The organism is Kordia sp., from assembly GCF_050633145.1.
Taxonomy (GTDB): domain Bacteria; phylum Bacteroidota; class Bacteroidia; order Flavobacteriales; family Flavobacteriaceae; genus Kordia.
The window spans coordinates 28,767-48,803 of record NZ_JBOEFY010000016.1 but is presented as its reverse complement, the minus strand read 5'-3'; the positions used below and the strand labels follow the sequence as shown (position 1 = coordinate 48,803).

The following is a 20,037-nucleotide window of genomic DNA, read 5'->3' as shown; positions in this document are numbered from 1 at the left end:
ACTAATAAAAAAAGCCTACATTGATTAGAGTTTTGTATAAACTCCAAAAAACAAGTTTAGAGCTAACAGATTGATCAAGGATCTGCCCAAATACAAAGTAAATTTGCACTGGCAGCTTGCTTTTACAACCATGACTCACTCTTTTTAATTAAATTAACGTTGAGTTTATCAAAAATAAAAACCAATGTAGGCAGTAACCTATTATATTTTAAAGAACTTATGAACTAAGCTGCGCTTTCAGTAAATCGTCGAGCGCTTTTAATTTTTCTTCTATTGCTGTTTGATTTGTGTCTTTATCGATGGCTTTTTGTTCTACTTGGGCTGCAAATTGCAAGGCACACATTGCCAATACATCTTGCTTATCTCTTACCGCGTAGCTTTGCTCAAACTGTTTAATCATGGCTTCTATCTTTTTGGCCGCTTTCCGTAAACCTTCTTCTTGGCTTGCCGAAATGGTTAACGGATACACTCTATCCGCAATAGAAAGCTTTATTTTGAGCTTGTTTTCCATAGTGTAAAGAACTGTCTTCTTTATTCAGCCAATTGTGCAATACAATGGTCAATTTGCCGAATTAATGTATTTATTTTAAGCTTAGCTTCTTTTTTGTTGTTATCACTGCCAAGCATTGAATTTGCAATTTTTAACGTGTTAAACTTTTCTTCCCATTGAGAGATTTCTTCGTGTAAACGTTGTGATTGTTCCTTTGAATTCGCTAATTCTTGACGTAATAGTTGATTCTTTTGCTCCAAAACTTCAAGTCTGTGAAGCATCTTACTTACTCTATTCTCCAGAGAATCAACGATTTTCAAAGTACTGCTCATTACATTTTAATTCAATGCGTATGGATACAAATTTAACATTCATAAAATTAGTTCGCAAGGTTTTTTACTATTATTTAAAGTAATACTTTAAGGTTCGTATTTTTTTGGTGCAGTTTTTGAATTCAAACATTCCAAATTAACTAAGTATTAGCTATTTTAGCTTTTCAAACGCATTTTTGATTTATGTACAGACTGTTTTTTATTTTTTTATTTTTCTTTTCCCAAGTCACTTCTCAAAATAAGATAACGAATGCCGATTTTAGATCGCCGTTAGATATTCCTATTATTTTATCGGGAACTTTTGGAGAATTACGAAGCAATCATTTTCACTCAGGAATTGATATTAAAACAAAACAGAAAGAAGGCTTTGAAGTATTTGCTATTGGAGATGGACATATTTCACGCATTAAAATTCAACATTGGGGATTTGGAAAAGCATTATATGTAACACATTCTAACGGTTATACTTCTGTGTATGCGCATTTGAAAAAATTATCTCCAAAGTTAGAAGCCTATTTAAAGCAACAACAATATACTAAGGAAAGTTATGCTATTCAACTATATCCAAAACCTACGGAATTAGTCGTTAAAAAAGGAGAAGTTATTGCCTATTCAGGGAATAGTGGTTCTTCTGGCGGACCGCATTTGCATTTTGAAATTAGGGATGCAGCTTCAAAACCGATGAATCCGATGTTGTTTGGTATTGAAGTGAAAGATTCACACAATCCGAAAGTAAATGGCGTGTATGCGTATGCACTTTCTGATGCTGCTCAAATAAATGCTTCCAATAAAGTTATTCAATTGCAATTGAAGAAAGAAAAGCAAAAAAATAGTTTTATCGCTACTAAAATATATGCTTCTGGCGAAATTGGCTTAGGAATTAACTCGTACGATCAACAAGATTTAGCGTTTAACAAAAACGGAGTGTATCAGGTGGAAACTTTTGTGAATGGTGTAAAAAACTTTAGCTATACCTTCAATAAGTTTTCCTTTGGCGAATCGAGATATATTAACACTTTGATTGATTATGCACGTTTTAAGAAGTTAAAGCAACGTGTACAACGCTGTTTTGTAACTCCTGCTAATAAACTTAGCATTTATGATGGTGTGGTTAATAATGGACGCATTCAAATAGAAGAAGGAAAAGAATATACTGTTGTTTTAAAAGTCAAAGATTTTAAGAATAACATCACTACGATTACGGTTCCGATTGTTGGTAAAACGCAAAAGATCAAACAAAAGAAAAAAGAGAATATTACCAAAAATAGAATCACGCGAAATGCAGAACATTCACTTAAAGAAGGTGATGTAAGTGTCTATATTCCTAAGAATACATTTTATGAAGATTTCTATTTTGATCTATCGAAAGATAAAAAAGGACGCTATAAAATTCACGATGATGAAGTAGCTGCACATAAAAACTTTGTAATTTCGTTTGACGTTTCTAAGTATTCTGCAAAAGACAGAAAGCAATTATTTATAGCTAGCTTAAATAGAAAGAAAAAACCATCATATAGCAAAACAAAGAAGAAAGGCACTACCTTTACTACAAGTACGAAGAGTTTGGGTACATATTTCCTTGCTAAGGACTCTGTTCCTCCAAAAGTAAAACCAATTAATTTTGCAAAAGACAAGTGGATTTCCACTAAAAAATATTTAAAAGTAAAAGTAAGTGACGACCTTTCTGGCGTGCGAAGTTTTCGTGGAACCATTAATGGAAAATGGATTTTACTCGAATATGATCCTAAAAAAGGCATGTTAACATACAATTTTAACGATATTATTTTTACCGAAGCAAAACATAATTTAAAGTTGATCGTTACTGATAATGTTGGAAATAACACTACTTTTACCAGCACATTTTATAGAAAAACTAAAAACTGATACTATTGAAACCCACACGTTTTACACTTTTCTTAAGCTTTTTATTGTTTGCCAGCTTTATGCTTGCGCAAACAGGAACTGTACGAGGAGTCATTTTAGATGCCAATAATGAACCAATTGAAGGAGTAAATATTAAAACTTCTGTCGGAACAGGAACACAAACCAATAAGAATGGTTTTTTCAAAATTGCGATTCCTGCCAACGAAAAAGTTACGTTGACATTTACACATATTGCTCACAAACCTATTACAGTTACTGTTGAGTTAAAGAATGGAGAAGATTACGAAATGTTCCCTATCATGTCTACAACAGCTGAACAAATAGGACAGGTAGTTATTGACTCTCGAAAACGAAAAGCTGTACAGGGAATACAAACTGTTTCTGCGGAAGCCGTACGCTTGATTCCTGGTGCAAACCCAGGTGTAGAGAATTTATTAATGTCGTTCCCTGGAATTAATAATAATAATGAGTTAAGTACACAATATTCGGTTCGTGGTGGAAATTACGATGAAAATCTAGTATATGTTAATGAAATTGAAGTATATCGTCCGTTTTTAATTCGTTCTGGACAGCAAGAAGGATTGAGTTTTGTGAACTCAGACTTAGTCCAAAATGTAGATTTTTCTGCTGGAGGATTTCAAGCTAAATATGGAGACAAGCTTTCTTCTGTATTAGATATTACTTATAAAAGACCTACACGCTTTGGCGGAAGAGTCAATTTGAGTTTACTGGGTGGAAGTGCTTCTATTGAAACAGCTAGCAAAGACAGTAAGTTTTCTACCATTTCTGGAATTCGTTATCGTGACAATAGCTTATTGGTGAATAGCAAACAAACAGAAACCAATTTCAGACCGCGTTTTGTAGATTTTCAAACGTATTTGACATATAAATTTTCAGATAAGTTTCACTTGAACTTTTTAGGAAATGTTTCTTTTAATGACTACGATTACGAACCATTAACACGTCAAACAAATTTTGGAACCTTACAAGATCCTGTTGCTTTATTGGTTTTTTATGAAGGTCAGGAAGAAGATCGTTACCGAACGTATTTTGGAGCCTTGAAAGCTAATTATTTTTTGAATGATGAAGTAACCTTGAAGTTTATCACTTCTATGTATCACACTACAGAACAGGAACATTTTGACATTCTTGCACAATATCGCTTAGGTGAAGTAAATACAAATATTGGCGATCAAGATTTAGGCGATGTAGAATTTAGTGAAGGAATTGGTTCACAGTTAAATCATGGTCGAAACGACTTAGATGCATTAATTGTAAACGTAGAACATAAAGGAACTTATGAAATTGATGAAGACGAAAATCAAGTAGATTGGGGACTTAAGTACACACATGAAGATATTCGCGACCGTTTGATTGAATGGGAAGTGATTGATTCTGCAGGTTTTTCTATTCGTCCGCCAATAGCTGGTTTAGGAAACAATCAACCGTATGAAGCTTTTGAAGGTCCATTAGAACCTTTTCAATCGATTCGTGCTCGAAATAATACACAAATTGATCGTTTTTCTGGATTTGCACAATGGAGTAAGCAATCGATGGTTGGCGAACATGAATTGTATACAAATATTGGTGTTCGTGCGCAGAGCTGGACCGTAAATGGCGATGGTATTGCGAGCAATACACAAGCTGTAGTAAGTCCGAGAGCACAAATTGCTATCAAACCAAATTGGAAACAAGATATGTTGTTTCGCTTGTCGGGAGGATTTTATCATCAACCACCATTTTATAGAGAATTGCGTGGACCTGATGGTGTTGTAAATCCGAATGTAAAAGCACAGCAATCAATTCATGTTGTATTAGGAAACGACTATAGTTTTAAAATGTGGGGCAGACCTTTTAAGCTGACAACTGAAGCGTATTATAAAAACTTATCTAATGTAAACGCGTATACTATTGAAAACGTTCGTATTCGATATAGAGCAGATAATAATGCAAAAGCGTATGCTTATGGTTTGGATATGCGTTTGAATGGTGAGTTTGTGCCTGGAACCGAAAGTTGGGTGAGTTTGGGATATTTAAAAACTGAAGAAAACATCAATAATCGAGGGTTTATAAGTAGACCAACAGATCAGCGTTTAAAATTTGCTGTACTGTTTCAAGATTACATGCGAAAGATTCCGAATTTGAAATTGTATTTGAATTTAACCTATAATACAGGATTGCCTGGTGGATCGCCAAGTTATTCTGATCCGTATTTGTTTCAAAGTGAATTACCTGATTATAAACGTGCCGACGTAGGATTCTCGTATGTGTTGGTGGACAAAGACAGACAGTTTGACAGCGGTTGGAAATCTGTTTTTAAAGAATTGAACATAGGTTTTGAGATTTTCAACGTATTTGATGTGCAAAACTCTATTACCAATACGTGGGTTCGTGATGTATATTCAAAACGTCAGTTTGGAATTCCAAATTTCTTAACAGGTCGTGTGTTTAATGTAAAGATGGGAATGCGATTTTAGTTGCTAGTTACTAGTTGTTAGTTGCTGGTTTTTACTTATAAACTATAATTGGAATCACATCTTTGCGAAAGTTAAAAAAATCATGCTATAATTAGATTTCTGTCTACGCAGGAATGACAAAAGAAGGAAAATGAAAAGAATACTTATCATCTTACTATTTCTATGCTTTGGAATACAACAAAGCAACGCACAGAAGAAGATTTACGTAAGTGATTCGTTTGAAAAACTATCAAAAGATCACAAAATTATTGCTATTCTTCCTTTTCAGACAACATTAAAACTAAAGTCTGAAGGCAATTCATATAGTAAAGAACAAATTAAAGACTTAGAAGAACGTGAAGGTATTGCGGTACAGGAAGCGTTGGAAAGTTATTTTTTGAATAGAAAGCGTAAAAAGAAACTTAAGATTGAGTTTCAAGATATCAACACAACCAATCGTTTGTTGAAAAAAGCAGGAATTACTTCCGAAAATATTGATATTTACGCACCACAAGAGTTATGCAAAATTTTAAAAGTAGATGCCATTATTAGTGGTTCATTAACTTCTCGCCTATTACTTTCTAAAGAAGTAGATACCTCTTTTGATTTGATTACCTTTTTAAAAGGAAAATCTGATTATGGAAAAATCATCATCAAATTAAGTGATAAAAAATCTGGTAAGCTATTGTGGCGTTACGAAAAAACAATCAATCGTAAATCTGGAAAAAACACCAAAAACATCATTAATAGTATGATGCGTAAGGCTAGTAGAAAGTTTCCGTATGAAGAGAAACGATAGTTGTCTTCGACTCCACTCAGACAACTTAATTCTTATTTAACTAAAAATTCAATTCATTCGAAAGAGTCCATATTTTAGAATGCAATAAATAGCTCTTACACCATCTTTCCAGCCAATTTTCTTCCCTTCATTATAACGTCTGCTTTCATAAGAAATACCAACTTCTTGCAAACGTAGATTTTTTATTCTTGAAATTTTCGCAGTTACTTCTGGTTCAAATCCAAAACGTTTTTCGCTGAGTTGAATGGATTGCAACGTTTTTGTATGTAGCAATTTATAACAGGTTTCCATATCAGTCAGCTTTAATCCTGAAAATAGATTGGAGAGAAATGTTAGAAATTTATTCGCATTGTAATGCCAAAAATAAGAAGTGCGCTTTCCTTTTTTATGTAGAAAACGAGAACCATATATCATATCTGCGGTACCATCTAATATAGGTTGCAATAGTAAATTGTATTCTTCTGGACTGTATTCTAAATCTGCATCTTGAATGATAAGGTATTCACCAGTTGCTTTGGAAATTCCTGTATGAATAGAAGCGCCTTTTCCTTGGTTTTCTTCGTGTTCGTGAAATTGTACTGCTATTGATGGATTTTCTTTAATAAAAGCCTTTACAAGCGTTTTTGAGGCATCTTGTGAGCCATCATCAATAATAACAAGTTCTTTTTCAATATTATTGATTAATTGTATCGCATTGATCTTGTCTAAAATTAACCGAACTGTAGCAGCTTCATTGTAAACTGGTATGATGATGGAGAGTTTAGTTAGCTTCATTAATGACTTCTATTTTTACATTGTCCTTGTAGATGCTTTTTTCAATTATGACACCATTTTTATTTTTTTTAATCACTTCTCCGTTCAGTTTTCCTTTTATCCAAGCTCCTTCCAAACGCTCTCCATTTTTAAAAGATACTGTTCCTTTTCCATGTCGCACATCATTTTTCCATTGTCCAGTGTACTTTTGTCCATCTTCCCAAACATATGTACCAAAACCATTTCTTTTATCATTTTCCCAAGCGCCCCAATATCCTAATTCAGGCAGAAATTTCATTAAGTATGTATTTGGATTTTGAAGTTGTTTGATGGTTTTAAATTTGTTTGGATATCTATCAATTACGGGAACTAAGTATTTACTCGTAGAGGAATATCCAAGTTGCTCCACAATTACATAGTCTACATTTTTATCTTTTAAATATGTTATTTGGGCTTCTCTATCAAGCGTTTTCTGATAGTTAGTCACATTCTTCTTTGAGAATAGATAAAATAATCCTTCTTTTCGTACGGCAGTTATAGAAGCATCATCAGCATTTTTATTGATCCAATCCGCAAAAGCGAAATAATTTTTATAACTATCTGCATATTCATCGTTAGCTTGTGTTTTCAATTTTGAAATTGAATTGCTTCCATACATAAAAGACCAAAAACTTAAAAGTACAACTGTCGTTATTGCTGTAAAATGCTTTAGTTGTTTTGGAATGATTTTTTCCTGCAACCATTTCAAAAATGAAATCATTCCAAAAATAAAAAGAAAGATAAGTAACGGAATTAGTGGCACTAAAAAGCGTGTTCCATACCAAACACTCGGCCAAATCATTAGTAAAGCAAAAAAGCTTACGATGTATAAGAGTATGAAGGTTCTAAACTTTTTAAGTCTAAAAATACCAAAAGATATGCCTGATATAATTAAAAGCCCTAACAAGAATTCCACCATTGAAAAAGAAGTATTTATATATACTAAGTCATCAGAATAAAAGATACTTGAAGGTATTTCTTTTGTGATGTATCGTTCTGCATTTAGAAAAATTCGTTCAAAAATATCTAAAAGGTCAACCTGCCCCAATTCTGGTTGGTATGGGTTTTTTAGCGACAGTTGCGATACATACGTGTTTCCTGTTGTATTGCTATTTCGAAGTATCCATGGGAGATATACTATGATAAAACCAGCAATCAAACTGAATACATAACGCCATTGCTTTTTGATTCCTAAGAAACATGCCATGCTTACAAATAGTGCCAATGCTACGGAACGAATGTAAAACGAAAAGCTTAGACAAATCAGCATTAAAAAGAAAAGTCCATTTTTAAAAACAGGTTTAGAGAAATCTATTTTAAAAAATAACCACAGGCACAACAAGGAGAAAAACAGAAATGGAATTTCACTCATCATGATGGTGGAATAGCCTAACATATGATAGTTGAGCAAACTAATTAGACTGACAGCAAAAGCAATATGATCATTTTGTGAAAGTTTTTTTACGATAAAGAATACCAATAAAATTACACCTAAAAGAAATGCTCCATTTAGGAGTTTGATTGTTATTATATCGTTTGAAAAACATTTAACAACTCCAGCAATCAACAAAGGATAGCCTGGCGGATAGTGGTAATGTGCTTCTTTTTCTGCATGCTGAATGTTTGTGTAACCGTCACCATTTGCAATGGAATTCCCTAAGGTATAATAACTTGCATTGTCTCCACCTAAACTAACTTTTTCATCAAAAATAGTGTTGTAAATCGTAAAAAAGGCAATGATCAAAAGTAGTACATATACAACTTTGACACGACTAAGATTCGATGCAATGACGTTGATCATTATGGTTTTAGGGTTAGGAAATAGCTAGTTTGTAAATGGTTTTTCAATATAAAGATATTTTTAAAATAATTATCTCTTCTTGTGAAATCATTTTACAGTTGGTAACAAACGTAAAAAAGCGAGTTCAATAGTATGAACTCGCTTTTTTATATATGAGATTCTGAATTTTGCTCAGATTAATTTCTTACTTATGAATTTGCATACTCGTGCAATGTTTGCACAACATAATCAATTTCTTCTTTGGTATTGAATTTTGAGAAAGAGAAACGCAACGATGGTTTGTCTAAATCTTCATCACTTAAAATTGCTCTTAATACATGCGAACCTTTACTACTTCCTGATTGACAAGCACTTCCTCTTGAACAGGCAATTCCTTTTAAGTCCATGTGGAAAAGCAACATTAATGCTTTTTGCTGATCAAATGGTAAACAAACATTTATTAAAGTGTATGTGCTTTTAGTCGTTTCATGACAGTTACCATTGAATTTTACTTCTGGAAGTACTCTTTTAAGTTCTTCCATAAAGTACGTCTTCAAACCTTCTACATACTCTTTTTCTTCGGCTAGATTGTCATACGCCAAACGAAAAGCTTCTTCCAAACCAACTACATTGTGTACAGCTTCTGTTCCTGCTCTAAATCCGCGCTCTTGCGATCCTCCAAAAATTAAAGGTTTTAATCCTGAATCTTTTCGAATAAATGCAAAACCAATTCCTTTTGGTCCGTGGAATTTATGTGCTGCTGCTGCGAGGAAATCTACAGGAGTTTTTTGTACATCCCATTCAAAATGTCCGATAGATTGTACCGAATCTGAATGAAATAATGCTCCATATTCTTTACAAATATTGGCTACTTTATCGACATCTAACAGGTTTCCAATTTCATTATTGACATGCATTAAACTGACTAATTTTTTAGAGTTATCAGCTTTTAACAATGCTTGCAAATCGTCATAATCTGGTGTTCCGCACGATTGTAATTTTACATACGCTACTTTAATATCGCTCTCTACACGCAATTGTTCTACCGTGTGTAATACTGCGTGATGCTCAATTGGAGATGTAATAATAGTTGTTACACCTAAGTCTCTTACTGAACAACGCAATGCCATATTATCTGCTTCCGTTCCTCCAGAAGTAAAAATAATTTCTTGTGGAGAAGCGTTTAAGTATTTTGCAATGGTTTTTCGTGCTGTTTCTATCAATGTTTTAGACGAACGTCCGTAACTGTGCGTTGAAGATGGATTTCCAAAATTGTCTTCCAGTGCTTTTTTGATACGATCTACAACTTCTGGTCGAATTTGCGTCGTTGCTGCACTATCAAAATATACATTCTTCATTTAGTTTGTGTGTAAATAGGTTTGGTTGAAAAATAAACGCAACAAAAATAGTCTAAATAAAATTATTAACAATAAGTTTGGATATAAATAGAGTTTTCTTAATACTTTTGTTTACTAATTTTGATACAGAATTTATAATTATACCTTTTATGAAAAAAATAGTGTTACTTTTTGTAGTCGCGTTTACTTTTTTTAGTTGTGATGATGGAGATTTAACTTTAGAAGAAATTGATTTAACAACTAATGCTGATATTGATGCTTGCTCAACAGCATCTGGAGTAACATTATTGTTTAAGATTAATGGTGCAGAAACCTTGATCTTAGATGTTCCAAATGATTTAATTATCAATGAGATTACGGTAGATGAAGATACACCTAGAGTGAGTATATTAGATAGTGAGTCTTTTTGTTTTTATAGAAGTTTTGAAACTAGTATTACTAGAACATATTTTTGTGACGAATTGCCTTCTGACACTCCCGTTTCATTAGAATATACTGCCGTAGCAGGAACCGTTGAAGTTATTACCGTAGAAAGTTTTGGTATAGATGGTACTACTTTAGATGGTTATACACATACAATTACGCTAAGAGATGTTGTATTTACCGGAACTAACGGACAAGACGTACGTTATTCTGAGTTTCCTTACGGAACTTTTGATACGGATTTGTAGGGTTGATTGGTGTTAGGTTTTGGGTAATAGGTGTTGGGTTATTGGTATTGGGTGTTTGATAGATTCTAATTCAGTTTTACACCATTTTTAGCAAGGTATTTATACTTATCTACATTGGCTTGGTAGCTTTTCATTAGTTCACGAAAAATAGAATCGTATTCTGCTTGAGGAATTCCTAGTTTTTTTGAGGAAATTCGAAATTCCATCGATTTCTTATTGATTTCAGTTCTATAGTATGTTAGTTTAGAACTTATTTTTGCTCCTATTTCAGTTGGATCTACACCTGCTTTTAATAATTTGATTCCTTTGTCAAAGTAGTAAGCTGAGGAATCATTAATTCTTTTCATTTCAGACTGAAATTTTTCTATTTCTTGTTGCTTCTCACTTTTCAATTCACTGCACGAAAATTGTATCATCAAAAATATGCATAGTATAGGAATGTATTTTTTCATGTTTTAAGTTTAAAATGTGCAAGATTTTATTGGGATACTATTTTGGAATAAACTTAGGTTAATTTTTCACTTTCCAAGTTCGAACTTCTCCATATAGACCAGCAACAATATAACGATTATCAGGTGAAAACTTTACAAATTTAGGCATGTCATTACTTATTTTTGCTTGATAGTCTACAAATTTTCCTGTTGAAAGATTCCAAACTCTTACTGCTCCGTAAATTCCAGCAGCTATGTATTTTCCATCTGAAGAAAAACATACATAATTAGGAGTAATATTACTTATTCTTACGCTATACTCTTTAACCTTTTTTGACTTTACTTCCCATACTCTTACTGCCCCGAATACTCCTGCTGCTATATATTTATCATTAGGAGAAAAGGTTACAAAAGGTGGAATTTCATTACTTACTGCTGTTTTATAATCTGTTGTTTTACCTGTTGCGACATCCCAAATTCTAATGGCTCCGAAAACACCAGCTGCAATACGCTTTCCATCATGTGAAAAAACGGCACAATTAGGAGTAACATTTTGTATTCTAGTTGGATAACTTCTGACATCGTTTTGACAATGAACATTAGATACACAACAAAAAAAACTAAAGCATAAAAACAATAAAAATCTATTCATCTTTGAATAATTATTTGGTTTGAAAATATTCTACAAAAGATTTGTATATAATAGCTATTGTTTTGTTACCAATTTGATGTGTTTTTTTTATTTTGGGTTTTGATAAATATAGATTTCTGTAGCGCCCAATCCGTATTTTTGATAGTTAGCATCGTAGTATTTTACATTGTCATATTGACGAAATAAATAGTATAATTCTTCTTTAAGAACACCTGCGCCTACTCCGTGAATGAAGACTACTTTCGGAATGCGTTTTCTAATTGCAAATTCCAATTGTCGTTTTGCAGTATCGGTTTGCAATGTTAGCATGTCATAATTGCTCAAACCCTTATACTTATTGGTTAGTTGATGAATATGCAAATCGACTTCCATAACAGTTTCTACACGTTCTTTTCGTGTTTTTTCTAAGTTACGTTTTGGTTTTTTCGAAGCTTCTTTTTCTTGAATAGCGTTGTATATTCCTTGATTGGATAGTTGACGTGCAATTTCGTCTGTAGTTATTTTTACCAATTCGGCAGCTTCATACATTAGTGGAAAACCTTCATCCGTTTCAACAGTTATTGTAGTGCCATTTACAGCTTGTACAGTTCCTGTGATTACATCATCAATCGTTTCTACGCGATCTCCTACTTGAAAATTCATGATTATTTATATTTACTCTTCTTCTAATTCTTCTTCTTTGGAATATTTTTCTCTGTTGAAATATTCTTGATCTTTGTATTCTTTCTGTTGATTTGACATTCGTGCAGAAGTCACTTTATACAAACCAAACATCATCACGCAGACAGCAATTACAGTGACAACAATTTGCGTTTCGCCTTTTATATCTTCTCGAAAGAGTAATAATCCTCCTCCAAGAAATACAAGAAAGAAATAGATTGCTGTTTTATATTTAGGGTTCACTTTATACAGTTTTAAGACACAAAAATAGTATTTTCTGTATTAATGACTGTTTGATATGCTAAAAATCATTTCTAAGCAACTTACCCTTTGTGGGTTCGGAAAATTCTACGGAATTTCCTCTGAGTCATTTTCTTTTGCTAACTTAGTTCCTAGTCAATTCAAAAAAACTTGAAGAAAAAATAAATAAAACCAGTTACGACAATGTTTATAATTAAAAAATGAAGATTAAACTCATTTATATAGTTTCAATTCTAGTACTGATGTTACTTTCATGCACATCAAATGACAATGAAATTAATAATCCACAAACCATATATCCTGAATTTGGCTCAGAAATTGACGTGACTATTAATGGTTTGTCTTTTGATGCAATGGAACCATTTATTTCATCGGATGGGAATTATTTATTCTTTAATAATTTAAATGATGGCATCAATACAAAACTATATTATGCAACCAAAGTCAATGATTCAACTTTTAATTTTGTTGGAGAATTAACAGGCGCAAATCAAGCAACATCGCCACATTTAGACGCAGTTGCTGATATGGACATGAATGGTAATTTTTATTGGACCTCAACAAGAAATTATCCTGCGGAACTAAACAACCTTTTTCATGGAACTTTTAGTGCTGGAAATATTAGTGATATTGAAAGAGTTCAAGGAGATTTTAATATGAATATTCCTGGTTGGTTAATAATGGATCATGGAATAAGTTTGGATGGACAATTTTTGTATTTTAATAATGCACGATTTGATGGCTCGAATTGCCAAGGTCCTTGCGAAACAACAATAGGAATTGCTCAAAAAAATACTGCTTCTACATTTAATACACTTCCAGATTCTTCATCAATACTACAAAACATTAATGATTCAAACTATATATATTATGCACCTTGTATAAGTAGTGATAATCTTGAATTTTATTATACAAGATATTTAAAAGGAGAAATTACACCAAATACTGTTTTTGAAATATGCGTTGCGGTGAGAAGTAACTCTTCATTAGAATTTTCTGTTCCTAGCGTTTTATTTTCAGAGACTATTTCAAATTTAATAGAAGCTCCTACTTTAACTGTCGATAAAAGTATTATGTATTATCATAGAAAAACTACTAATTCTCATAAAATAGTCATGAGATATCGAAGTTAATTGTGACTGAAAGTAATATTACTACTGTGATTGAAGAAGCTTAAAACTCATCAACATTTTACCCATTGTTCATAAGAATTAGAAACAATATCGTTAAGATAACTATAAATACTACACCTATGATAGAGATTACTAGAAATTTATAGTACAGTTTTAGTTTTGAAAATGCCGCAGTTAAATCTTCTGTGTTTTTTTCTAACAACGCCGTTTTCATTCTCCTAGAAAATGTGTATAAATACAATGCTGGAAAGAAACTAATAATAGCGATGAGTATATAAATAATGGAATATACATACGGAGGAAGTTCGCCTAAACTCGCAAACACAGTTCCCGCATCATTAAAAAATATCAATAAAAATATACCGACAAATAACAAGAAACCTGAAAGCACAAAGCCAATCATAGAAAGGACGAAAGCCCATTTTGAAGTTTCACGGAGAAACTTCTTTGAGCTTTCGTTTAATCGTAATTCGAAGTTATCGAATACGTTAGTATCTTGTTTGCGTATTGGCACTATTCAAATTGTTTTAATGTTTTTATGATAATAGCTACACATTCTAGTAATTGCTCTTCAGTCATTACTAATGGTGGTGCAAAACGGATGATGTTTCCGTGTGTTGGTTTAGCTAATAAACCATTGTCACGCAATGCCATACAAATATTCCAAGCAGTATCACTTTCTTCTGTATCGTTGATTACAATTGCGTTTAACAATCCTTTACCTCTCACAAGGTTTACAATAGGACTTGTTTCAATATATTTATCTAATTCGCTTCTGAAAAGTTTTCCTAATTCTTCAGCATTTTCAGCTAATTTTTCGTCTCTTACAACTTCTAAAGCTGCCATGGCAACTGCTGCTGCTACAGGGTTTCCTCCAAAAGTAGAACCGTGATTTCCAGGACGAATAACACTCATGATATCATCATCTGCTAATACTGCAGATACTGGATATGCTCCGCCAGACAATGCTTTTCCTAAGATTAAGATATCTGGTTTTACATTTTCATGATCTACCGCTAATAATTTTCCTGTACGTGCAATTCCTGTCTGTACCTCATCTGCGATGAATAATACATTGTGCGCTTTACATAATGCTTTTGCTTTTGCTAAATATCCTTCAGATGGAACATATACTCCAGCTTCTCCTTGAATAGGTTCTGCCATAAATCCACCAACATTCGGATTGTTTTTTAATGCATCTTCTAAAGCAGCAAGATTGTCATATTCTATTTTGATAAACCCATCCGTGTAAGGACCAAAGTTTTTACGTGCTACAGGATCATTTGAAAACGAAATAATCGTTGTAGTTCTTCCGTGAAAGTTGTTTTCACATACAATGATTTCCGCTTTGTTTTCTGCGATTCCTTTTTTCTCGTATGCCCATTTTCTACAGATTTTTAAAGCAGTTTCTACCGCTTCTGCACCTGTATTCATAGGTAATAATTTGTCGAAGTTAAAGTATTCGGAAGCAAATTTTTCATAACGTCCTAAGATGTCATTATAAAATGCACGAGACGTTAACGTCAATGTTTGTGCTTGCGAAACCATTGCATTTACAATTTTTGGGTGACAATGCCCTTGGTTTACTGCAGAATATGCAGAAAGGAAATCAAAATATTTTTTTCCTTCTACGTCCCAAACATACACACCTTCTCCTCTACTCAATACCACTGGAAGTGGATGGTAGTTGTGTGCTCCGTACTTGTCTTCTAATTCAATTGCTTGCTGAGATGTTAATTGTTCTAAAACAGCCATTTTTAATAAAGTTTTAAATGATACATAAGTTACCATTCCTTCTCTACCTTTATCCTTTCGAAAGACTCGAAAATTCAGCGTGGGAGAGAAATCATCCCTAGAGGCTTGCAAATTACTAAATATTCGCCTTGAATTAAAATTTATTTTTTTCGAATTTAATTCAAAACGGATATTTATAGTCCATCTTAGTAGTTATAAATCAGCAGTCATTGTTCCTAATTTCATCTTTGTTACTTTATGAAATGTAACTTCTCTTACCGTTTTCATGTCACTCCACAAGTATGTGTTTCCTTTGAATCCTTTGGTCATCTTCATTCTTTTTTTCAATCTACTGATTTCGATCTCGGTAGCGTTTCTTTTTTCGCCTAATACACCATACAATTGCAAAGCTGGATGTTTTTTAAATTTTCCTTTCCAGAGAGATTTTATCCAAAACCATTTGTTGCTATTCACCGCTAAGACACATATTTTATTGTTATTTTCTGTGTTTGAAGACAACTTTGAAGTAAATTTTTCAAAATAAAATCCTGTCTGATCACGATTTAAAAACAGTGAACCTATGGGTGTTATTGTCGGATTATTTTCTGCATCGACAGTTGCAATAGAAACATGCAAACTTGTTTTGAAGCTTTCGTTTACATGTTTCCGAATGGTTTTCCAGTTTTTATGAATGTTCATTTACTTTTCCTGATAAAGATGAAATTTGCAGTTCTAAACGTTTCATTTCTCGTAAAATAGCGCGTTTATCCATTTGCATCCAAGCATATAATTTGATCATTGCATTAAACATAGAACAGATTAAAATTCCCAATCCCCATTTGAGCATTTCGTTGGTTTCGGTAACAGTGAAAAACTGCACTATACAATATACCAATACTCCAAATGCGACTAAATTGACAATGTTCATAATGACAGCCAGCCAACCTAATTTTCCTTCAAAAATACTTTTGACAGATCCCCAAAGACCTTGCTCGTCTAACTCGTCATAAAATTTAGATTCTTCTTCCGTAAGTGTTTCTTTTATTAATTTGTCGATGTCTTCTAGTGTACTCATAATTTCTATTTTTTTAATTGTTTTTTTATATGTTCTCTCGCGTGATATAAACGCGATTTTGCAGTTCCAACAGAGATTTTTAACGTGTTAGCAATGTCTTTCAAACTCAATTCATGTACATAAAATAGTTGTACTACTTGCTGCTGCGAAATTGAGAGCTTTGAAATCGCTTTTTTAAGTTGTTGTTTTTCCTGCGATATGTCTGTTAACGGAATGTCTCGTATAGATTTGGTGACTTTGTAATCATTTTTTTGCTGTTTTTGCTTTGCGATAGTACGCGTCCAATCAATAGATTTTCTGTGAACAATACGCAATGCCCAACTTTTGAAACGTGCCGGATTTTGAAGTGTAGCTACTTTATCAATAATCAATTTCCAACTGTCTTGCGCAATGTCTTTGGCTACTTCTGAATCTTTTACAATCCAATATGCATGATTGCAGAATGTTTTGTGAAATCGTTTCACCAAGGTTGCCAATGCTTTTTGATTGCCTGAAACATATTGTGTTACCAATTCGCCATCTGATATGTGATTTTTTTTATGCATAAAAAACATTCCGTTTACACTAAAGACGTGAAAAGCTTGGAAAGGTTCAATTTTTAGAAACTATTTTCTTCTTTTTAAAGATACGAGGAATAAATAAAGTATTAGCCAACATCACCAAATCTAAAAGTATAGATTGAAGAATATCATGCTTCTGTTAGAAATTCAATGTTATTTGGTAGTAAGAAACTTATTTTAAAAGTTGGCTTGAGAAATTTTTCTTTGCTTCTTTTTTTGATCTAACATTTGTTGTATTAAGTTCAAGTCCTATTTTAATAATTTATCATACTCATTTTCTAATTCTTGTAATTCAACTTTCAAATGTTCATATTCAGGTTTATTGAAATTGTTCGTTAAATAAATAGCTGTTTTTTTATTTTCTAACTTTTTATACCACATATCCTGCATGCTCAAACTTTTATGGTATAAAGTAAAATATAAAAAATCTAACATAAATAAAACTACTCCAGCAATGTAAGTATATGGCTCCATAATATTCCAACCTTTATAGTATATCAATAAAATCCAACTAGATAAAAATAAAATATTAATAACAGATACAAAAAATAATATTTTTTTAAGATTAAAAACTGCAAGTTTATCAAAATACTTTTTTCTTTTTTCTAGCTCAGAAAAAGTGCGTTTTCGAATTTCGATTTCTCCTTTTAACTTTTTTATCTTTTTAATTTCATTTTCTTTATCAATTAAGTTTTGTTTAGCTTTTCCAGCTACTTGTCTTACATCTTCAATTTCTTTAATAGCTAGCCTTTCATCATACTTCTCGAATTCTTCAGGAATTAATGGTTCATCTATATAGTTAATATCTACTATTACACTGTTCATCAAGTTTGCAACACTTATTTTTTCATAAGGCTCTTTTCTACATTCAATCAAATATTTTTTATTTTTAATTCTATTATTAAGCTCTTTTAAATTAAAAAAGCTTGGAAAGTCACTTTTGATACAACTTGAGCAATTACATTGCACCATTTCTCTTGTCTCTATATGATTAAAGCTAGAATTTATATCAGAAATTGATTTCCTAATTAAAGACAATAATTGTTTTGAATTTTCTCCAGAAATGGATACAGATATCTTTTTAGGACTCTCAAAATATTTTTCTTCGATTATGGCATATGTATCATGATACATCAATACGACTCCATGTTTCCAATATTTTTTTTCAAAGACAAGTTTATGTCTTTTAACTATAAACCTTGAGATAATTCCTTTAGGCATAAATTTATACCAAAACTCAAATCTCAAGTCGATGTTTTGATCAGGAAAAGAGAATTTAATTCGATCAGGATGCAATAATTGTGGAGCTAAAAATTTACCTCGTTCTAATTCAAAGCAAATTTCAAACTTTTCATTTTTCATCAAAGTGAGTAACTCTTTTCGTTTATTATTATATCCATATTTATTCCATAAATGATCTAAATCTTTATCTTCAAAAAAACCATTTTGAGATATTATTTTTACATTATCTAAAATACAATATACAGCTCTAGTTACCCATTTAAAATCCAAGAATATAGTATTAATAAGGGTTTTATCAGATTTAAAATGCAAAAAAACACCTAAATCATGAAGGTAATCGCTCAAAAAATCTGCTCTTTCATAACTCATACTATATTTTTTACATATCTGCAAATATCGTTTGTTCGATATATAACTGATACCAGACTCTCTGATCAAATTAAGTTCGTTTCTAATATCTACCCATACTTTCGGTAATTCAATCCCTACATCTGGCATTAATTTATCATCAACAATTATTGTATAAATTGATTGTTTCAATTCTTTGATCGTGTATTCTTTTTCAGGTAAACAACTAATATCTTTTGTACATATAATATTTGGAAATTTTTCTCGATAAGCATCTGTTGCAAAAAATGTATGAGATTTATCGCATTTATTATTTATAATTATTACTGGGCTTTTATCTCCTAATACCTCTATTAAATTTAACCAATAAAATAAGTCATCATGTCTTAAATCTTTACGTGCCTCTGTAACTAAAAAATATATTGATCTCTTTGTTAAAAAAAATTGATGTGTAGCGTGATAAATTTCTTGCCCTCCAAAATCCCAAATATTTATTTTAAACTCTTTTTTAAATTTTAATTTTTCTTTTTCAATAATCCAAGTTTTTATATCTATTCCTTCAGTACTGTCTTTGTATAGGTCAAATTCAAAATTGGGATTACTCAACGCTTCTACAATTGTTGTCTTTCCTACTCTTTCTTCTCCTACAAGCAATAATTTGACCTCATATAAGTTATCTTTTTCACTAGATGCATCAATTTCCTCATAGTACCTTTTAATAGCTTCAATACCTTTACAAGCTATTTCTATAGGTGGTTCTACTAACGGGGTCCCATTTAATTCTAAAGTTTCTAAATTAGGCAATTCAACAATTTCTCTAGGCAAAATGGTAATTTTACAATTTGAGATATTCAAATATTTAAGGTTAAGCAAATATTTAAAATTAGGAGGAAATGCGTAAATATTAGTCTGAGAAAGATCTATTGATTGTAATAAATTAAATGAAGCTATCTTTTCAGGTAAATATGAAATTGGATTATTATTTAATTTAATAAACTTTATTTTTGAAAGCTGTGTTATTTGTCTTGGCAAACTAGATATTTCATTATCAGAAATATCTAGTTCTTCTAAACTCTTAAAAAGAGATAATTCTTTTCCTAAATCCTTTATGTAATTATTTGATAAATTAAGTTTTCTAACTTTTTCATATGGAAGTGATTTATAACTAGATTTGTTACTCTTTTTTACAATAAATGGTCTTTCAAAAATAAAATAAGGGACATTTCGTAAATCATTAAAACTTAAATTAACCTCTTTAAATCCTCTTTTAAAAGATTCTATCAAAATATTTTGTATTCTTGAAACTTCTGACTCTACCATATTCATTTTTAAAAATTGTAATAAATACTACCCACCAATATAAGTAAAATACGACCAAA

20 protein-coding genes and 1 other RNA gene are annotated in these 20,037 nt (G+C 31.8%); 5 read left to right on the top strand and 16 right to left on the bottom strand.

Features of this window, described 5'->3' with window-relative positions:
* Nucleotides 1–38: 38 nt before the first annotated feature.
* From ssrS to ACRBBL_RS08685, 3 genes are all read right to left on the bottom strand, one after another.
* Nucleotides 39–165, bottom strand: a non-coding RNA gene (gene ssrS / locus ACRBBL_RS08695) — 6S RNA.
* Nucleotides 166–217: 52 nt separating this feature from the next.
* Complete coding sequence (locus tag ACRBBL_RS08690; RefSeq protein ID WP_431368640.1) at nucleotides 218–511, bottom strand: cell division protein ZapA; 294 nt, start codon at nucleotides 509–511, stop codon at nucleotides 218–220.
* Nucleotides 512–531: 20 nt separating this feature from the next.
* The gene (locus tag ACRBBL_RS08685; RefSeq protein ID WP_431368639.1) at nucleotides 532–822 is read right to left on the bottom strand and encodes a hypothetical protein; all 291 of its coding nucleotides are present in this window, start codon (nucleotides 820–822) and stop codon (nucleotides 532–534) included.
* Nucleotides 823–1,005: 183 nt separating this feature from the next.
* Here ACRBBL_RS08685 and ACRBBL_RS08680 point away from each other — a divergent pair, with 183 nt between their 5' ends.
* From ACRBBL_RS08680 to ACRBBL_RS08670, 3 genes are all read left to right on the top strand, one after another.
* Nucleotides 1,006–2,706: a M23 family metallopeptidase gene (locus ACRBBL_RS08680; protein ID WP_431368638.1), complete on the top strand. Its 1,701-nt coding sequence runs from the start codon at nucleotides 1,006–1,008 to the stop codon at nucleotides 2,704–2,706.
* A gap of 59 nt (nucleotides 2,707–2,765) precedes the next feature.
* Complete coding sequence (locus ACRBBL_RS08675; protein ID WP_431368651.1) at nucleotides 2,766–5,183, top strand: TonB-dependent receptor; 2,418 nt, start codon at nucleotides 2,766–2,768, stop codon at nucleotides 5,181–5,183.
* Nucleotides 5,184–5,313: 130 nt separating this feature from the next.
* The gene (locus ACRBBL_RS08670) at nucleotides 5,314–5,961 is read left to right on the top strand and encodes a hypothetical protein (RefSeq protein ID WP_431368637.1); all 648 of its coding nucleotides are present in this window, start codon (nucleotides 5,314–5,316) and stop codon (nucleotides 5,959–5,961) included.
* Between the two features lie 48 nt (nucleotides 5,962–6,009).
* Here ACRBBL_RS08670 and ACRBBL_RS08665 read toward each other — a convergent pair whose 3' ends face one another.
* The 3 genes from ACRBBL_RS08665 to ACRBBL_RS08655 all read right to left on the bottom strand — a co-directional run bounded on the left by ACRBBL_RS08665 (nucleotide 6,010) and on the right by ACRBBL_RS08655 (nucleotide 9,891).
* Entirely contained in the window at nucleotides 6,010–6,735 is a 726-nt protein-coding gene (locus tag ACRBBL_RS08665) for a glycosyltransferase family 2 protein (protein WP_431368636.1), read from the bottom strand.
* Entirely contained in the window at nucleotides 6,722–8,554 is a 1,833-nt protein-coding gene (locus ACRBBL_RS08660) for a phospholipid carrier-dependent glycosyltransferase (protein ID WP_431368635.1), read from the bottom strand. The genes ACRBBL_RS08665 and ACRBBL_RS08660 overlap by 14 nt, the downstream gene beginning before the upstream one ends.
* 188 nt (nucleotides 8,555–8,742) lie before the next feature.
* Nucleotides 8,743–9,891, bottom strand: a complete 1,149-nt coding sequence (locus ACRBBL_RS08655; RefSeq protein ID WP_431368634.1) for a cysteine desulfurase family protein — start codon at nucleotides 9,889–9,891, stop codon at nucleotides 8,743–8,745.
* Nucleotides 9,892–10,040: 149 nt separating this feature from the next.
* Here ACRBBL_RS08655 and ACRBBL_RS08650 point away from each other — a divergent pair, with 149 nt between their 5' ends.
* On the top strand, nucleotides 10,041–10,562 hold the full coding sequence (locus tag ACRBBL_RS08650; protein ID WP_431368633.1) for a hypothetical protein: 522 nt from the start codon (nucleotides 10,041–10,043) through the stop codon (nucleotides 10,560–10,562).
* A 65-nt stretch (nucleotides 10,563–10,627) separates the two neighbouring features.
* Here the strand turns inward: ACRBBL_RS08650 and ACRBBL_RS08645 are convergent, their stop codons facing one another.
* The 4 genes from ACRBBL_RS08645 to ACRBBL_RS08630 all read right to left on the bottom strand — a co-directional run bounded on the left by ACRBBL_RS08645 (nucleotide 10,628) and on the right by ACRBBL_RS08630 (nucleotide 12,548).
* Nucleotides 10,628–10,909, bottom strand: a complete 282-nt coding sequence (locus ACRBBL_RS08645) for a hypothetical protein (RefSeq protein WP_431368632.1) — start codon at nucleotides 10,907–10,909, stop codon at nucleotides 10,628–10,630.
* Nucleotides 10,910–11,072: 163 nt separating this feature from the next.
* A complete protein-coding gene (locus ACRBBL_RS08640) occupies nucleotides 11,073–11,645 on the bottom strand; it encodes a WD40 repeat domain-containing protein (protein ID WP_431368631.1) in 573 nt (190 codons plus the stop codon).
* 87 nt (nucleotides 11,646–11,732) lie between these two features.
* The gene (locus ACRBBL_RS08635) at nucleotides 11,733–12,287 is read right to left on the bottom strand and encodes a Smr/MutS family protein (protein WP_431368630.1); all 555 of its coding nucleotides are present in this window, start codon (nucleotides 12,285–12,287) and stop codon (nucleotides 11,733–11,735) included.
* A 12-nt stretch (nucleotides 12,288–12,299) separates the two neighbouring features.
* Entirely contained in the window at nucleotides 12,300–12,548 is a 249-nt protein-coding gene (locus ACRBBL_RS08630; RefSeq protein ID WP_431368629.1) for a hypothetical protein, read from the bottom strand.
* A 218-nt stretch (nucleotides 12,549–12,766) separates the two neighbouring features.
* Here ACRBBL_RS08630 and ACRBBL_RS08625 point away from each other — a divergent pair, with 218 nt between their 5' ends.
* Nucleotides 12,767–13,699, top strand: coding sequence for a hypothetical protein (locus tag ACRBBL_RS08625; RefSeq protein WP_431368628.1), 933 nt, complete (start codon nucleotides 12,767–12,769; stop codon nucleotides 13,697–13,699).
* Nucleotides 13,700–13,757: 58 nt separating this feature from the next.
* Here ACRBBL_RS08625 and ACRBBL_RS08620 read toward each other — a convergent pair whose 3' ends face one another.
* The 6 genes from ACRBBL_RS08620 to ACRBBL_RS08595 all read right to left on the bottom strand — a co-directional run bounded on the left by ACRBBL_RS08620 (nucleotide 13,758) and on the right by ACRBBL_RS08595 (nucleotide 19,984).
* Complete coding sequence (locus ACRBBL_RS08620) at nucleotides 13,758–14,213, bottom strand: DUF5362 family protein (protein ID WP_431368627.1); 456 nt, start codon at nucleotides 14,211–14,213, stop codon at nucleotides 13,758–13,760.
* Nucleotides 14,213–15,454: an ornithine--oxo-acid transaminase gene (rocD, locus tag ACRBBL_RS08615; protein ID WP_431368626.1), complete on the bottom strand. Its 1,242-nt coding sequence runs from the start codon at nucleotides 15,452–15,454 to the stop codon at nucleotides 14,213–14,215. The genes ACRBBL_RS08620 and rocD overlap by 1 nt, the downstream gene beginning before the upstream one ends.
* Nucleotides 15,455–15,646: 192 nt before the next feature.
* Nucleotides 15,647–16,132: a pyridoxamine 5'-phosphate oxidase family protein gene (locus tag ACRBBL_RS08610; RefSeq protein WP_431368625.1), complete on the bottom strand. Its 486-nt coding sequence runs from the start codon at nucleotides 16,130–16,132 to the stop codon at nucleotides 15,647–15,649.
* Nucleotides 16,119–16,508 (bottom strand): DUF6768 family protein, encoded by a 390-nt coding sequence (locus ACRBBL_RS08605; RefSeq protein WP_431368624.1) that lies wholly within the window; start codon nucleotides 16,506–16,508, stop codon nucleotides 16,119–16,121. Before ACRBBL_RS08605 ends, ACRBBL_RS08610 begins: the two co-directional genes overlap by 14 nt.
* Nucleotides 16,509–16,513: 5 nt before the next feature.
* Complete coding sequence (locus tag ACRBBL_RS08600) at nucleotides 16,514–17,053, bottom strand: RNA polymerase sigma factor (RefSeq protein WP_431368623.1); 540 nt, start codon at nucleotides 17,051–17,053, stop codon at nucleotides 16,514–16,516.
* Nucleotides 17,054–17,317: 264 nt separating this feature from the next.
* Nucleotides 17,318–19,984 (bottom strand): COR domain-containing protein, encoded by a 2,667-nt coding sequence (locus ACRBBL_RS08595; protein WP_431368622.1) that lies wholly within the window; start codon nucleotides 19,982–19,984, stop codon nucleotides 17,318–17,320.
* Nucleotides 19,985–20,037: the final 53 nt, after the last annotated feature.

Coding starts and splice junctions, on each gene's coding strand:
- ACRBBL_RS08690 (WP_431368640.1), bottom strand. CDS start 511: ATGGAAAACAAGCTCAAAATAAAGCTTTCTATTGCGGATAGAGTGTAT.
- ACRBBL_RS08685 (WP_431368639.1), bottom strand. CDS start 822: ATGAGCAGTACTTTGAAAATCGTTGATTCTCTGGAGAATAGAGTAAGT.
- ACRBBL_RS08680 (WP_431368638.1), top strand. CDS start 1,006: ATGTACAGACTGTTTTTTATTTTTTTATTTTTCTTTTCCCAAGTCACT.
- ACRBBL_RS08675 (WP_431368651.1), top strand. CDS start 2,766: ATGCTTGCGCAAACAGGAACTGTACGAGGAGTCATTTTAGATGCCAAT.
- ACRBBL_RS08670 (WP_431368637.1), top strand. CDS start 5,314: ATGAAAAGAATACTTATCATCTTACTATTTCTATGCTTTGGAATACAA.
- ACRBBL_RS08665 (WP_431368636.1), bottom strand. CDS start 6,735: ATGAAGCTAACTAAACTCTCCATCATCATACCAGTTTACAATGAAGCT.
- ACRBBL_RS08660 (WP_431368635.1), bottom strand. CDS start 8,554: ATGATCAACGTCATTGCATCGAATCTTAGTCGTGTCAAAGTTGTATAT.
- ACRBBL_RS08655 (WP_431368634.1), bottom strand. CDS start 9,891: ATGAAGAATGTATATTTTGATAGTGCAGCAACGACGCAAATTCGACCA.
- ACRBBL_RS08650 (WP_431368633.1), top strand. CDS start 10,041: ATGAAAAAAATAGTGTTACTTTTTGTAGTCGCGTTTACTTTTTTTAGT.
- ACRBBL_RS08645 (WP_431368632.1), bottom strand. CDS start 10,909: ATGAAAAGAATTAATGATTCCTCAGCTTACTACTTTGACAAAGGAATC.
- ACRBBL_RS08640 (WP_431368631.1), bottom strand. CDS start 11,645: ATGAATAGATTTTTATTGTTTTTATGCTTTAGTTTTTTTTGTTGTGTA.
- ACRBBL_RS08635 (WP_431368630.1), bottom strand. CDS start 12,287: ATGAATTTTCAAGTAGGAGATCGCGTAGAAACGATTGATGATGTAATC.
- ACRBBL_RS08625 (WP_431368628.1), top strand. CDS start 12,767: ATGAAGATTAAACTCATTTATATAGTTTCAATTCTAGTACTGATGTTA.
- rocD (WP_431368626.1), bottom strand. CDS start 15,454: ATGGCTGTTTTAGAACAATTAACATCTCAGCAAGCAATTGAATTAGAA.
- ACRBBL_RS08610 (WP_431368625.1), bottom strand. CDS start 16,132: ATGAACATTCATAAAAACTGGAAAACCATTCGGAAACATGTAAACGAA.
- ACRBBL_RS08605 (WP_431368624.1), bottom strand. CDS start 16,508: ATGAGTACACTAGAAGACATCGACAAATTAATAAAAGAAACACTTACG.
- ACRBBL_RS08600 (WP_431368623.1), bottom strand. CDS start 17,053: ATGCATAAAAAAAATCACATATCAGATGGCGAATTGGTAACACAATAT.
- ACRBBL_RS08595 (WP_431368622.1), bottom strand. CDS start 19,984: ATGAATATGGTAGAGTCAGAAGTTTCAAGAATACAAAATATTTTGATA.